This window comes from Sphingomonas sp. BK481 (assembly GCF_014194875.1).
In the GTDB taxonomy this organism is placed as follows: Bacteria; Pseudomonadota; Alphaproteobacteria; order Sphingomonadales; family Sphingomonadaceae; genus Sphingomonas; species Sphingomonas aerolata.
This window is the reverse complement of sequence record NZ_JACIAP010000001.1, coordinates 474738-488177: the sequence shown is the minus strand read 5'-3', so window position 1 is coordinate 488177 and position 13440 is coordinate 474738. Positions and strand designations below refer to the sequence as shown.

At 68.5% G+C, this 13440-nt stretch carries 11 protein-coding genes; 1 reads left to right on the top strand and 10 read right to left on the bottom strand.

Annotation, left to right across the window (positions count from 1 at the left end; all coding sequences use genetic code 11):
* Nucleotides 1-294 (top strand): hypothetical protein, encoded by a 294-nt coding sequence (locus FHY04_RS02235; protein ID WP_037531548.1) that lies wholly within the window; start codon nt 1-3, stop codon nt 292-294.
* 58 nt (nt 295-352) lie between these two features.
* On the opposite strand, the gene FHY04_RS02230 is transcribed toward FHY04_RS02235, so the two are convergent.
* The 10 genes from FHY04_RS02230 to FHY04_RS02185 all read right to left on the bottom strand — a co-directional run bounded on the left by FHY04_RS02230 (nt 353) and on the right by FHY04_RS02185 (nt 13440).
* On the bottom strand, nt 353-1519 hold the full coding sequence (locus tag FHY04_RS02230) for a deoxyguanosinetriphosphate triphosphohydrolase (RefSeq protein ID WP_311723326.1): 1167 nt from the start codon (nt 1517-1519) through the stop codon (nt 353-355).
* Nucleotides 1516-3696: a tetratricopeptide repeat protein gene (locus tag FHY04_RS22390; RefSeq protein WP_183935236.1), complete on the bottom strand. Its 2181-nt coding sequence runs from the start codon at nt 3694-3696 to the stop codon at nt 1516-1518. The genes FHY04_RS02230 and FHY04_RS22390 overlap by 4 nt, the downstream gene beginning before the upstream one ends.
* A gap of 112 nt (nt 3697-3808) precedes the next feature.
* A complete protein-coding gene (gene ftsZ / locus FHY04_RS02220; protein WP_107932278.1) occupies nt 3809-5416 on the bottom strand; it encodes a cell division protein FtsZ in 1608 nt (535 codons plus the stop codon).
* 114 nt (nt 5417-5530) lie between these two features.
* Nucleotides 5531-6793, bottom strand: coding sequence for a cell division protein FtsA (gene ftsA, locus FHY04_RS02215; protein ID WP_183935235.1), 1263 nt, complete (start codon nt 6791-6793; stop codon nt 5531-5533).
* 1 nt (nt 6794) lies between these two features.
* Complete coding sequence (locus FHY04_RS02210; RefSeq protein ID WP_056405396.1) at nt 6795-7742, bottom strand: cell division protein FtsQ/DivIB; 948 nt, start codon at nt 7740-7742, stop codon at nt 6795-6797.
* On the bottom strand, nt 7739-8692 hold the full coding sequence (locus tag FHY04_RS02205) for a D-alanine--D-alanine ligase (protein WP_056405395.1): 954 nt from the start codon (nt 8690-8692) through the stop codon (nt 7739-7741). The genes FHY04_RS02210 and FHY04_RS02205 overlap by 4 nt, the downstream gene beginning before the upstream one ends.
* Nucleotides 8689-9684 carry a UDP-N-acetylmuramate dehydrogenase gene (gene murB / locus FHY04_RS02200; protein ID WP_183935234.1) on the bottom strand — a complete coding sequence of 332 codons (996 nt, stop codon included), beginning with the start codon at nt 9682-9684 and terminating at the stop codon, nt 8689-8691. Before murB ends, FHY04_RS02205 begins: the two co-directional genes overlap by 4 nt.
* On the bottom strand, nt 9627-11057 hold the full coding sequence (gene murC, locus FHY04_RS02195) for a UDP-N-acetylmuramate--L-alanine ligase (protein ID WP_037528407.1): 1431 nt from the start codon (nt 11055-11057) through the stop codon (nt 9627-9629). Before murC ends, murB begins: the two co-directional genes overlap by 58 nt.
* The gene (murG, locus tag FHY04_RS02190) at nt 11054-12211 is read right to left on the bottom strand and encodes an undecaprenyldiphospho-muramoylpentapeptide beta-N-acetylglucosaminyltransferase (RefSeq protein WP_031395403.1); all 1158 of its coding nucleotides are present in this window, start codon (nt 12209-12211) and stop codon (nt 11054-11056) included. Before murG ends, murC begins: the two co-directional genes overlap by 4 nt.
* Nucleotides 12208-13440: an FtsW/RodA/SpoVE family cell cycle protein gene (locus FHY04_RS02185; protein ID WP_409349142.1), complete on the bottom strand. Its 1233-nt coding sequence runs from the start codon at nt 13438-13440 to the stop codon at nt 12208-12210. The genes murG and FHY04_RS02185 overlap by 4 nt, the downstream gene beginning before the upstream one ends.

Here is a 13440-nt window from a genome sequence, read left to right as displayed (position 1 = left end):
ATGCGCAAGACCGTATACGTCCTCGCCGCCGCGGCGGCCGCCCTCACCTCGACGATCGGCATGGCTAAGGAAGCCAAGCAGTCCTTCGAGTATGAAGGCAGCACCTATGTCTACACCAGCAGCGTCGAGAACGGCCGCCAGGTCATCAACGGCCGCCGCTTCCCGTCGGGCCAGGCATTTCACCTGATCGTGCGCGGCGACCGCGTGTCGGGTACGGCGGGCGGCGTGCCGGTCGCCTTCGCGACGACCGAAGCATCGGGCGCAGCCGGCGGTATCGCCGCCGTTGCACGCTAAGACACTGGCGGCTCAGCCGATTTCGCGCGGACATTGATCCCGCGAAATCGGCCGGGCTTCAGAACCCCTCGGGCAGATCGATCGGCCCGACCAGCTCGCGGTAGCGCGAGATGGCATAGCGATCGGTCATGCCGGCGATGAAGTCGGCGATGTGCCGGCTGCGATCCGGGTCCGCCTCGGGCAGGCGATCGCGCCAGTTCTCGGGGATCGTGCCGGGATCGTCGTGATAGATCGCGAACAGCCCGGTCACGATCCCGTGTGCGGCATCCGCCGCTGCGATCTGGCGCGGATGATGATAGAGGTTCGCGTACATGAACCGCTTCAGATCGCGCTCCTCCTCGCGCATCGCATCGGAAAACCCGACAAGGCATTCGCCCGCGTCGCGCACGTCCTCGACGCTGGTGACACCGCTCGCCGCGATCCGGCGACGCGTTTCGGCGATCAGGTCGTTTGCCATCGTGCCGATCTGCGAGCGCACCAGTTCCCCCATCAGCCGCTTCGGCTCGACATCGGGGAAGCGTGCGCAGGTATCGTCCCAGCCGCGCGCGATCAGCGGGACCGCCATCAGCTGGTCGAGCGTCAGCAATCCCGCGCGCAGCCCGTCGTCAATGTCGTGATTGTCATAGGCGATGTCGTCGGCGATCGCCGCGACCTGTGCCTCGAGCGACGAGAAGCTCGTGAGCGCAAGATCGAACGCCGAATCCGCCACGCGCAGCGCCCAGCCGGGGTGGCGGACCGGCCCGTTATGCTTGGCCAGCCCCTCGAGCGTTTCCCAGGTCAGGTTCAGCCCGTTCCAGCGCGGATAGGGGCGCTCGATCTCCGTGAGCGTCCGCAGCGTATGGCCATTATGGTCGAACCCGCCCTGCCCGGTCAGCGCGATCTTCAGCGCATCCTCGCCGGCATGACCGAAGGGCGGATGGCCGATGTCATGCGCGAGGCACAGCGCCTCCGTCAGATCCTCGTTGAGCGCGAGCGTGCGGGCGACCGCACGGCCGATCTGCGCGACCTCGAGACTATGGGTCAGCCTGACGCGAAAATGATCGCCGTCGGGCGCCATGAAGACCTGTGTCTTGTGGCGCAGCCGGCGGAAGCTGATCGAATGGATGATCCGGTCACGGTCACGCTGGAACGCGTCACGTGGGCCGCGGACGGTCCCGTTCTGTTCCTCGTGAAGCCGACCTTTGCTCCGCGCTGGGTCCGAGGCCCAAGGCGCACGCGCGCTCACTTGGCGGGCAATTTCGTGACGACCTGACCGGCATCGCTGGTGAAGGAGAAGGTCGAGACGCCCTCCTTGGCAAGCGCATTGACGAAGGTCCGCGCCTCCGCGGCGGTCTTGAACGGCCCTGCCAGCACGCGGTTCGTTGCGCCCCACGGCGCCGTCCAGCCGCCGCGCGTTCCGACGACGGTCGGCGCCTTCGCCTTCACGCCCTTCCACGCCTTGGGCAGGTCACCCTCGGTCGCGCCGGTCGACACCTGGACCCAGATGCGCTCGGGGTTGGCGCGCACGATCCGCTTCTCCTCTGCCGCTGCCTTGTCGGCGATCGCCTTCTTCTCGGCGGCGGCCTTCTTTTCGGCGGCGAGCTTCTTGTCGGCGATCGCCTTGCGGTCGGCGATCTTCTTGTCCGCCGCCAGCTTCGCGCGCGCCGCCTTCGCCTCGGCGAGCCGGGTCGCGGCAAGCGCCTCCGCCTCGGCGGCGGTATCGCGCTCCGCCTTGGCCTTCGCGTCGGCGAGAGCACGAGCGCCGGCGTCGTCGCCCGCGCCGACCCCGGAAGGACTCGCCGGCACCACGGGTGCAGCCCGAGCGATCGGCGCGACACCGAGTTCGGAAGCAGGGATCGACAGCCCGGCAATGATTCGTGCGAGGATCGAATCTTCGCTGACGGGGATGGTCCGCCCGGTCGGAGCAGGCGTGGCGGCGACCGCGACCTGCGTCGGGGTCGACCCGATGCCGGGCGCGACGGCGGCGGGCGTCGCCGGAAGCGTTGTAGCGGCGACACCCGCCGCCGCTGGCGTGGTTGGGACAGCCGACGACACCGTGACCGGGGCCGTCGTGGTCCGCGGCATCACCGGCGGCGTCGTTCCGGCGGTCGTTGCTGAAGCGGTCGGCAACGCCGCCATCTGCGCGACGATCGCAGAGGGCAGCGCACCGGGCGTATCGGGTACGCGGGCCGGCGAAGACGCCGCCACGCTCGCCTGCGAGACCCGGTTCGCGTCCGCCGCCGCGACCGACGTCGTCCGGGCCGGCAGGGGCTGGACGAAGGTCGATGTCGGCGCGGACGGTGCGAGCGTCGTGGCGGCTGCAGGACCGGCCGGCCGCTGGACCGGCTGCGTCGATGCCAGCACCGCCGGTGGCTTGGGCAGCGGCTGGACCATGACCATCGGTGCGGACGCCTGCACGGTTGCCGCCGGGCGGACGGGCGAAGGCTTTGGCGCCGGAGTCGGCGTCGGCGTCACAGCGGCGACTTCGACGCGACCCGACCGTGCGGTCTTGTCGCGGCGGGTAGCCGATCGATCGGCGGCTGCCTTGGCACGGCCCGTCGGCTGAGATGCGGGCTGCGGCTCGGCCGCCGCGAGCATCACCGGCGCGGTCGGATCTGCACCCAGTTGCGGCAGGACGGGCGTCATCCGCGCATCGGCGATCCGTTGCGGCGTCGCATGCACTTCGCCGAAATGTACTGCAAAGGCGCGATCTGCCGGGGCAAGCAACGGCAGACGCTGGAAGAAGGGCTGCAGACCGCGCGCCGCAGCCCCGGGCATCATCGTCGTGACGATCGTCTCTGCGCCGCGCACGTCATTGTTCATCGCCAGGATGAACGCACGCGCACGCCACGCCCCGCGGTCCTTCTTGAGGACCAGCGGGTCGAGCTGCTGCAGTGCCAGATCACGCTTGCCGGATATGCCAAGTGACAGGGCGTAACGCCGGACAGTCTCGTCATCGGGGGCATCGCGCAACGCGACACGATAGTCGCGCTGGGCCCGATCCTGTTCGCCGATCAGGTCATAGGCCAGCCCACGATCCGCGGCATAATAGCGCGGCTGGAGCCCGAACGCCTCGGCCTGCGCGAAATAGCGCAGCGCCTCGCCCGGTCGCTCGGAGCGGACCAGGATCGAGGCCATACCGGCCTTCACCCGGCCGTTGCGCGGATCGACCTTCTCGGCGCGCGCGAACAGTGCCGCGGCACCGCTCACATCACCGAGCCCGATCGACAGATCTCCCGCGCGTACCAGCGCATCGACGTTGCGGGGGTTTGACGCGAGCTGCCGCATCGTATCGCCGAGACGATCCGCGTCGGTCGTTCCGGGCAGGGGCTGGACGACTTCCTGCGCCCGCGCGCCGCTCGGGGCGGTGACCAGAACCAGCGCGAGCGCCGCGGTCAGGAGATGATGGGTCGGGAAGATCATGGGTGCCCGTAGCTAGACCCGAGCGCGCGGGAACGGGCAACATGTCGCAGCGCGCTACGCGCCAGGACGGGGCGCGCCGGCGACGAACCGGCGCGCCCCTTTGTGCAGGCCGTTACTGGTTGTTCTGGCGGTGCAGGAAGCGCGGAATGTCGAGCGGATCGGTCGGGGCCGCCTCGCCGTCTTCCTTGGCCGCGCCGCGCGCCGCATTTGACATGCGCTCGAACAGCGTACCACCGAGCTTGACGCGCGGCGTCGCCGGTGTGGCGGCTTCGGGCGCAGCTTCCGCACCCGGAGCGAGCCAGCGACGGCGTGCACCACCCTCGTCCGCAGCCGGCATCGGCGCGGGGGCCGCGGGCGTGGGAGCGGCATAACGATCGTCCGCGTAGGAGCGCGGCGGAGCCTGATAGGCAGGCGCCTGGGGCGTACGCGCGGTCGGCTGCGGCGCAGGCTGAGCCTGGACCGGCGGCTGCACCGGGGCGGGTGCAGGCGCAGCCTGTGTCGGCGCGGGGGCATAGGACTGCGGTGCGGCCGGTGCGGCGGGGACCATCTTGTCCTGGCCCAGGACGAGTTCCTCGTCGGTGGTGCCGGACTGTACCGCGTCCGCGCTCGACAGGTCGAGCGGCTCGTCGCCCGTGCCAGTCGTGCCGGTCGGTGCTGCGGGCTCGCTCGGACGGAACGACGTCGATTCGTCGTTCTTCCGTCCCATTCCGAAGCTGAACGAGCGCGTCGGCTCGGGCGCGACGGCGGGCTTGGCGTCCGCATCGATCCCGGTCGCGACGACCGAGACGCGGATCTTGCCTTCCAGCTCCTGGTTGAACGCCGAACCCCAGATGATGTTGGCATCGGGATCGACCAGGTCGCGAATGTGATTCGCGGCTTCGTCGACTTCGAGCAGGCGCATGTCGTCGCCGCCGGTGATCGAGATGATCACGCCCTTGGCACCCTGCATGCTGACGCCGTCGAGCAGCGGGTTCGAGATCGCCTTCTGCGCCGCCTCGAGCGCGCGGTTGTCGCCGCTCGCCTCGCCGGTGCCCATCATCGCCTTGCCCATTTCCTGCATCACCGAACGGACGTCGGCGAAATCGAGGTTGATGAGGCCGGGCATGACCATCAGGTCGGTAATGCTGCGGACGCCCTGCTGGAGGACCTCGTCCGCCATCGAGAACGCTTCCTTGAAGGTCGTGTTCGCATTGGCGATGAGGAACAGGTTCTGGTTCGGAATGACGATCAGCGTGTCGACGTACTTCTGCAGTTCCTCGATGCCGCCATCGGCCGACTTGGCGCGACGATTGCCCTCGAACGCAAACGGCTTGGTGACCACGCCGACGGTCAGGATGCCCATGTCGCGCGCCGCCTTGGCAATGACCGGGGCGGCACCCGTGCCGGTGCCGCCGCCCATGCCGGCGGTGATGAAGCACATGTGCGCGCCTTCGAGCATCTTGGCGAGCTGGTCGATCGTCTCCTCGGCGGCCGCGCGGCCGATCTCGGGACGGCTGCCGGCACCAAGGCCCTGCGTGATCTTGGTGCCCAGCTGGATCCGCTGCGGCGCGGTCGACTGCTTGAGCGCCTGCGCGTCGGTATTGGCGACGAGGAAGTCGACGCCCTGGACGTCGGCCCTCATCATGTTCGCGATCGCGTTACCGCCCGCGCCACCGACCCCGATCACCGCGATGCGGGGGGCCAGCTCGTCCACTTCGGGACTCAGAAATTCGATGCTCATCGCCTGCTTCTCCGCCCATCCCGGTGATACGCTACGGCCGGGCCCCTGATTAACCTGTGTGCACCAACGCTACCGGCTGTTCCAGCCGAAATAGCGTCAGCCGTTTCGAAACTCTCAATAATTCGCGCGTGCCGCCTGAATCAACTTGCGGACCATGCCGATTCCCTTCGGCCGGTGAACGATCGTCCGCTGCGGTGCAATACCGCGCAGGTCGATCGGATCGGTCGCCGCATAGAAGGCCAACCCCGCTAGCGTCGCAAAGGCCGGTCCGCCATGCGCCTCGGGCAGAGCGGTCAATCCGCGCGGTCGGCCGATCCGGACCGACCGCCCCAGCGCCTGTTGCGCATAATCGGCAATGCCCTTCAGCTCCGCGCCGCCGCCGGTCAGCACAACCTGGCGCCCCACCGGCCCCTCGAACTTGAGCGTGCTCAGCGCATTGCGCACCTCGCTCATCTGATGTTCGAGGCGCTGGCGGATGACGCTGATCAGCTGCGCCTTGGTGATCTGCGCGCCCTCGCCCGCGCCGTCCTCGGCCGAGATCGGCATGACCGGGATCATGTCGTGATTGTCGCGGGGGGAGGCATTGGCCGAACCGTGGAAACACTTCATCCGCTCGGCATTCTGCCGCCGCGTGCCGAACGCGCTGGCGATGTCGTCGGTGATGTCCTGGGCGCCGATCGGGATCGAGGTCAGTCCGACGAGCATGCCGCCCGCGAACAGCGAGACATTGGTGATCCCCGCCCCCATCTCGACCAGCGCGACGCCCAGCTCGCGCTCCTCGTCGCTCAGGCACGCGAGTCCGGTCGCGACCGGCGAGGCGATGATCGACTTCACCTCGAGATGCGCCGAACGCACGCACAGATCGAGATTGCGGACCGGCGATCCGTCTGCGGCCACGACATGGATATGCACGCCAAGCCGGTCGGCATGCAGCCCGAGCGGCGTCTTTACGCCCGTCAGCCCGTCGAGCGTATAGAGCGCGGGCTGCGCGTGCAGCACCATCCGCCCCTGCGGATCGATCGAGTTGCGCCCCGCCGCGAGCAACGCATCGATATCCTGCTGCTCGACGCGGTGGCCGCCCAGTTCGAACTCGACCTCGGCGACGTCGGACACGAGCCCGCCGGCCGAGAAGCCGACCCAGACATTCTCGATATTGATGCCCGCAATCCGCTCGGCCTGCTCGACCGCTTCGCGCACCGCCGCCTCGGTCGTCGCCATGTCGGCGATATAGCCGCGCTTGACGCCGCGGCTCTCGCGCTGGCCGGTGCCGAGCACGATCAGTTCGCCGCCATCCCCCTTTTGCACGATCATCGCCGAAACCTTCGACGACCCGATATCAAGCGCCGTGATCAGCCCTTCCGGTGCCACCTTCGCCATGTCATCCCTCCCCGCCCGTTACGTTCGCGTCCGCCGTCTGCGACGGTATAGTCGTCTGTGGCTCGCTGGATACCGGCGCGGGCACGTCGACGCTGTGCGCCAGGCTCGCACCCGGCTTGCGCGCGACCAGCTTGGTCGGGTCGCGCATGTCGAAGCGGATCCAGCCACGCCCGAGCAGCGGCCGTGCGCCATCGAGCTCGGCAAACTTCACCAGCGCACGCGGCGCCCCGTCCTCGGGCAATGCCAGCGTCTCGCCGCTCTCGAAGGTCAGGTCCCAGCGCCGGTTGCCGACCCAGGTCGCCGCCTTCACCCGCGGTTTGAGCGCGGGGGCGGCGGCGAGCAGCGCCTGGTAGGACGCCTCCTGCCGGTCCGCGCCGGGCCCGATCACCAGCGGCAGGTTCGGAATCGCATCGGGCTGCACCGGTTCCAGGAGTACGCCCGACGCATCGATCAGCGTCAGATTGCCATTGTCCTGCCACACCGCCGCGGGCGTGCGCTCGACGATGTCGACCAGCAAAGTATCGGGCAGCCGCCGCGAGACATGCGCGTCCGCGATCCAGCCATAGCGCAGCAATTTCTGGCGCACCGCCTCGAGATCGACGAGCGGCATCGCGCGGCTCTGCTGATCGAGCGCGACCGCATAGACCGACATGCGGTCCATCCGTTTCAGGCCGGTGACCTCGATCTGGTCGACCTTGAACCCTGCGCGCCCGGCGCCTTCGGCCATCGCGCCGCCGATCATGCCGGGGATGCCGATCCAGGTCGCCGCCGCGATCACGACCGCGCCGCCCGCGCCGAGGATCGACCAGGTCGCGATCTTCTTCAGCGTTTCCTCGCTGACCGGGAGCATCCCGACCAGCCGGTCAAGCACCGACACCTTCTTGACGGCGACCTTGCGCCGCGGGGCGGGCCGCTTGGGTGGCGGGCCGCGCTTGATCGTCCGGCTCATGGCGCCCCGCCCGGCGCGAGCGGATGATCCGACAGCGCCTCGTCGACGATCGCCTGGACGAGCTCGGCATAGCTCATGCCGATGTGCCGCGCCTGTTCAGGCACGAGGCTGAGCGGGGTCATGCCCGGCTGCGTGTTGACCTCGAGCAGGAACAGCCCGTCGACCCCGCGCTCGTCGTCCCAGCGGAAGTCGGAGCGCGATGCGCCGTTGCAGCCGAGCAACCGGTGCGCCTCGAGCGCGAGGCTCTTGCAGGCGTCGGCGATCTCGTCGGGAATGTCCGCCGGGCAGACATGCTCGGTCATCCCGTCGGTATATTTCGCGTCGTAATCATACCAGCCGCTCTTGGGCTTGAGTTCGGTGACGCCGAGCGCGCGACCGCCCAGCACCGCGGTCGTCAGCTCGCGCCCGCGGATATAGGGCTCGGCGAGCAGTTCGTCGAAGTCGATCCACGGCCCGACCGCGTCGCGGGCGATCGGATTGCCGTAATTGCCGCTGTCGGTGACGATCGCCACGCCGACCGACGACCCCTCGTTGACGGGCTTGAGCACATAGGGGCGTGCCATCGGATCCCCCTCGAACAGGTCGACCGACCGGACGATCCGCCCACCCGGCATCGGTACACCGGCCGGGACGAGCAGCAGCTTGGTTAGCACCTTGTCGATCGCGATCACCGAGGTCGCAAGCCCCGAATGCGTATAGCGCAACCCCATCAGGTCGAGCAGCCCCTGCACCGAGCCATCCTCGCCGGGCGTCCCGTGCAGCGCGTTGAACACGAGATCAGGCCTGGCTTCCGCGAGCCGGGCGGCGACGTCGCGCCCCATGTCGATCCGCGTGACGCGGTGACCGAGCGATTCGAGCGCATCGGCGCAGCCATTGCCCGACATCAGCGAGACCTCACGCTCCGCCGACCAGCCGCCCATCAGCACGGCGATGTGAAGAGCGCCGCTCATTTCGCCACCCCGACCCGCTGGATTTCCCATTCCAACGTCACTCCAGAATGCGCCTTCACCTTGGTCCGTACCTCTTCGCCCAGCGCCTCGATCTCCGCGCTCGACGCGGACCCGAGGTTCAGCAGGAAATTGCAATGCTTCTCGCTGACCTGCGCGTCGCCGCGAGTCAGCCCGCGGCACCCGGCGGCGTCGATCAGCGCCCAGGCCTTGTGCCCCTCGGGATTCTTGAACGTCGAGCCGCCGGTGCGCGACCGCAACGGCTGCGACGCCTCGCGCTCGGCGGCGATCCGGTCCATTTCGGCCCCGATAACGCTAGGCTCGCCGGGTGTGCCCGAAAACACCGCCTCGACCACCACCGCACCCGCGGGCAGGTCCGAATGCCGGTACACATAGCCGAACCGCGCCGCCGGCCAGGTCTCGACCGCCCCGTCGCGCGTGACGACGGTGGCCTCGATCAGGATATCGCTGACGTCGCGCCCATAGGCCCCCGCGTTCATCCGCACCGCACCGCCGACCGTCCCCGGGATCCCGCGCAGGAACTCCAGCCCGGCGATCCCCGCATCGCGCGCAGCGCTGGCGACGGTAATCCCCATCGCCCCCGCCCCTGCGCGAACGCGACCGTCCTGAACCGCCACCTTCGCCATTGCCTTGGGCAGCCGCACCACGACCCCAGGCACACCGCCGTCTCGCACGATCAGGTTGGAGCCGACGCCGACTGGCAGGACCGGCGTCGACGGATCGAGGGTCTTCAACAACCTGGCCAGATCCTCGACATCTGCCGGCCGCACAAGCCATTCGGCAGGCCCGCCGGTACGAAACCAGATGAAGTCCGCAAGCGACCCACCGGCCTCGACGCTCCCCCTGATGGTCTCCCGCGAAGGCGGGAACCCAGTCTGGGTCGCCGCATTCGCGGGGACGCAAGGTGTCGCAGCGTTCACGCCGGCACCTTCGAACGCTCGACCGCGATCGCATCGGCCAGCCCGGCCGCCCATTTCGTGATGTCGCCCGCGCCGAGGCAGACGACCATGTCATCCGCCTCGATCGTCGCCGCCAGCTCGGCCGCCAGTGCATTCGCATCCGCGACCACGCCCGCAAACCGGTGGCCGCGCCGCTTCAGCCCCTCGACCAGAGCCGCCGCATCGACGCCCTCGACCGGCGTCTCGCCCGCCGCATAGACCGGCGTCACCAGCACCCGGTCCGCGTCGTTGAACGCGGTCTGGAAATCCTCCATCAGATTGCCGAGCCGTGAATAGCGATGCGGCTGCACGACCGCGATCACGCGCCCCTTCGCGCCCTCGCGCGCGGCGGCCAGCACCGCGCGGATCTCGACCGGGTGATGCCCGTAATCGTCGATGATCGCGACACCGCCACCCTCGACCGGAACCTCGCCCACCTTGGTGAAGCGCCGCTTCACGCCGCCGAACTTGGCAAAGCCCTGCTGGATCGTCGCATCCTCGATCCCCAGTTCCAGCGCGACGCCGATCGCGGCCAGCGCGTTCTGGACATTGTGCCGCCCGGGCATCGGCATCTCGATCCCCGCAATCGTCCGCGTCGCACCGTCGCGAGTCCGCACCACGCAATCGAAGCGATTGCCGCCCGGGATCGGCGTCACCTCGACGCCGCGGACATCCGCCTGCGCCGAGAAGCCGTAGGTCACGATCCGCCGATCGCGCACGCGCGGCAGGATCCCCTGCACCTCGGGATGATCGAGGCACAACAAGGCCGCGCCATAGAAGGGCACGTTCTCGACAAACTCGACGAACGCATCCTTCACCGCGTCGAACGATCCGTAATGATCGAGATGCTCGGGATCGATGTTGGTGACGACCGCGATCGTCCCGTCGAGCCGCAGGAAGCTGCCGTCGCTCTCGTCCGCCTCGACCACCATCCAGTCGCTCGCACCCAGTCGCGCGTTCGATCCGTAGCTGTTGATGATGCCGCCATTGATCACGGTCGGATCGACCCCGCCCGCATCGAGCAGCGCGGCGACCATCGACGTCGTCGTGGTCTTGCCGTGCGTGCCGGCAACCGCGACGGTCGACTTCAGCCGCATCAGCTCGGCCAGCATCTCCGCACGCCGCACCACGGGCACGCGCGCGTTGAGCGCCGCCTCGACTTCGGGGTTAGACCGAACGATCGCGGTCGAGACGACCACCACCGCCGCGTCACCGATATTCTCCGCAGCATGGCCGATCGCGACCGGAATGCCCTTGTCGCGCAGGCCCTGCACGACATAGCCCTCGGCCACGTCGGACCCCTGCACGCGGTAGCCGAGATTCTTCATCACCTCGGCGATGCCCGACATGCCGATCCCGCCGATGCCGACGAAATGGATCGTGCCGATATCGGTCGCTACACCCTTCATGCAAATTGTACCTTTGGCTTGGATGGGCGCCCGACCGGCAGTCGCGACACCGGCGCATCGAGGCTTTCGACCAGATCGGCCAGATCGCTCGCGGCATTGGGCCGTCCGCAACTGCGCGCGCGTCCCGCGGCGTTCTGCAATGCGGCCGGGTCGAGCCCGAGCTTCTGCATCTGCTTGGCGAGTTCGACCGCGGTGAAGTCGCCCTGCCGGATCGTCCGCGCGCCGCCGGCGCGGGTGATCTCGCGCGCGTTGACGGTCTGGTGATCGTCAGTCGCGCCCGGCAACGGCACCAGGATCGCCGGCCGCCCCGCCGCGGTCAGCTCCGCGATCGTCGAGGCGCCCGCGCGCGCGATCACCAGATGCGCCCAGGCAAGCTGTTCGGGCATGTCGGGCAGATAGGTGGCGAGCTCGGCCGGGATGTGATGCTCGGCATATTGCGCGCGCACGGCGTCAATATCCTCGATCCGCGCCTGGTGCGTGACCTGCAGCCGCCGCCGGAACGTCACCGGCAGCATTGCCAGACCATCGGGGACGACCTGAGACAGGATGCTCGCGCCCTGGCTGCCACCGGTCACGAGCACGCGGAAGATGCCATCCTCCTCGAGCAGCGGATAGGGCCTGGCGCGTAGCGCGAGTACCGCCTCGCGCACCGGATTGCCGACGAGATGCGTCTTGGCGAGGAGCCCGGACGCGAGCCGTTCGGTCGGTTCGGACGAGGTCGCGATCGCGTCGACGCGGCGCGCTACGAGCCGGTTCACCCGCCCCAGCACCGCATTCTGCTCGTGCACCGCGGTCGGGATCCGATTCGCGAACGCCGCCAGCAGCGCGGGCAGCGCGGGATAGCCGCCAAAGCCAATCACCGCCGCCGGCTTGAACGTGCGATAGAGTTCGCGTGCCATCATCCGCCCGCGCCACATCGATCGGGTCGCCTTGGCCCAGCCCAGCGGTCCGCCGGTGAAGCGCCCGGCGGGAAGGACATGCGTCTGGATTCCCTCGAACAATCCGGGGAACCGCACGCCGCGCTCGTCGCTGACCAGCGCGACGCGATGACCGCGCCTCGTCAGCTCAGCGGCAAGCGCCGCCGCCGGCACCATGTGACCGCCGGTCCCGCCTGCCGCGAGCACGAAATGCCGGGGACGTTGATTCACAGTCATCCACCACTCCAGCGGACGACATAGGGGCTCCGCGTGAGAAACGGATTGCGCCGGGTAAACGCCAGCAGCAACCCCATGCCGACCGACAAGGCGATCATCGACGACCCGCCATAGCTGATGAACGGCAGCGTCATGCCCTTGGACGGTGCGAGCCCGGTGTTCACCGCCATGCTGACCAGCGCCTGTGCGCCGAACTGCGTCGCCAGCCCGGCCGAGGCCAGAAGCTTGAATTCGTCCTGTTCGTCCAGCAGCTTGACGAACACGCGCACGACGATCGCAAGGAAGATCACCGCAATCACCGAACAGGCGATCAGCCCGAATTCCTCGCCGATCACCGAGAAGATGTAATCGGTATGCGCCTCGGGCAGCCCAAACTTGGCGATGCCGCCGCCGGGGCCCGTACCGGTCCAGCCGCCCGCGGTCAGCGTGTTGTGCGCGGCATTGGTCTGGAAATGATCCGACGCGCCCTCGCCCTCGATTCCCGGGAACAAGAACGCGTCGATCCGCGACCGCGCCGTGCCGTAGAACATATAGGCGGCCACCAGCCCGACCGGCACGCAGCCGACGAGGCCCGCCATCACGCGCATCGGTGTCCCCGCGATCATCAGCAACGCCATCCACACGGTGCAATAGATGATCGTCTGGCCGAAATCGGGTTGCAGCATCAGCATGACTGCGATCGTGCCGGTCAGCCCACCGGTGATGAGAACGGTCGGCAGTTCGGGATCCTTCGCGCGCAACGACAGGAGCCAGGCGACGGTGACGATGAAGACCGGCTTCAAGAACTCGGACGGCTGGAACTGCGCAAAGCCATAGCCGATCCAGCGGCGTGCACCGTTGACCTCGGATCCGACGAACGGGGTCACCGCGAGGATCAGCAGCAGCACCGCCGCCGCGGTCAGCGCCATGCGCCGCGCCATTGCGACGGGCATCATCGACACCCCGAACAGCACCGGCATCGAGACGCCGACCCACATCAGCTGACGCCAGAAATAATAGAGCGGCGTCAGTTTGTGATGCTCGCCCGAATAGCGCACCGCGGTCGCTGGCGACGCCGCGGCCACCGCGATCAGCCCGATCGCGATCAGGAACAGCGTCAGCAGCAGCAGCATCCGGTCGATATCCCAGAACCACGTGCCGAGCGGCGACTGATCGCCACGCCCGCCGCGCCGCTTCATCTTCGCGACGATCCCGGTCTTGTGCCCTGCGCTCATCATCGGTGTCCGCAT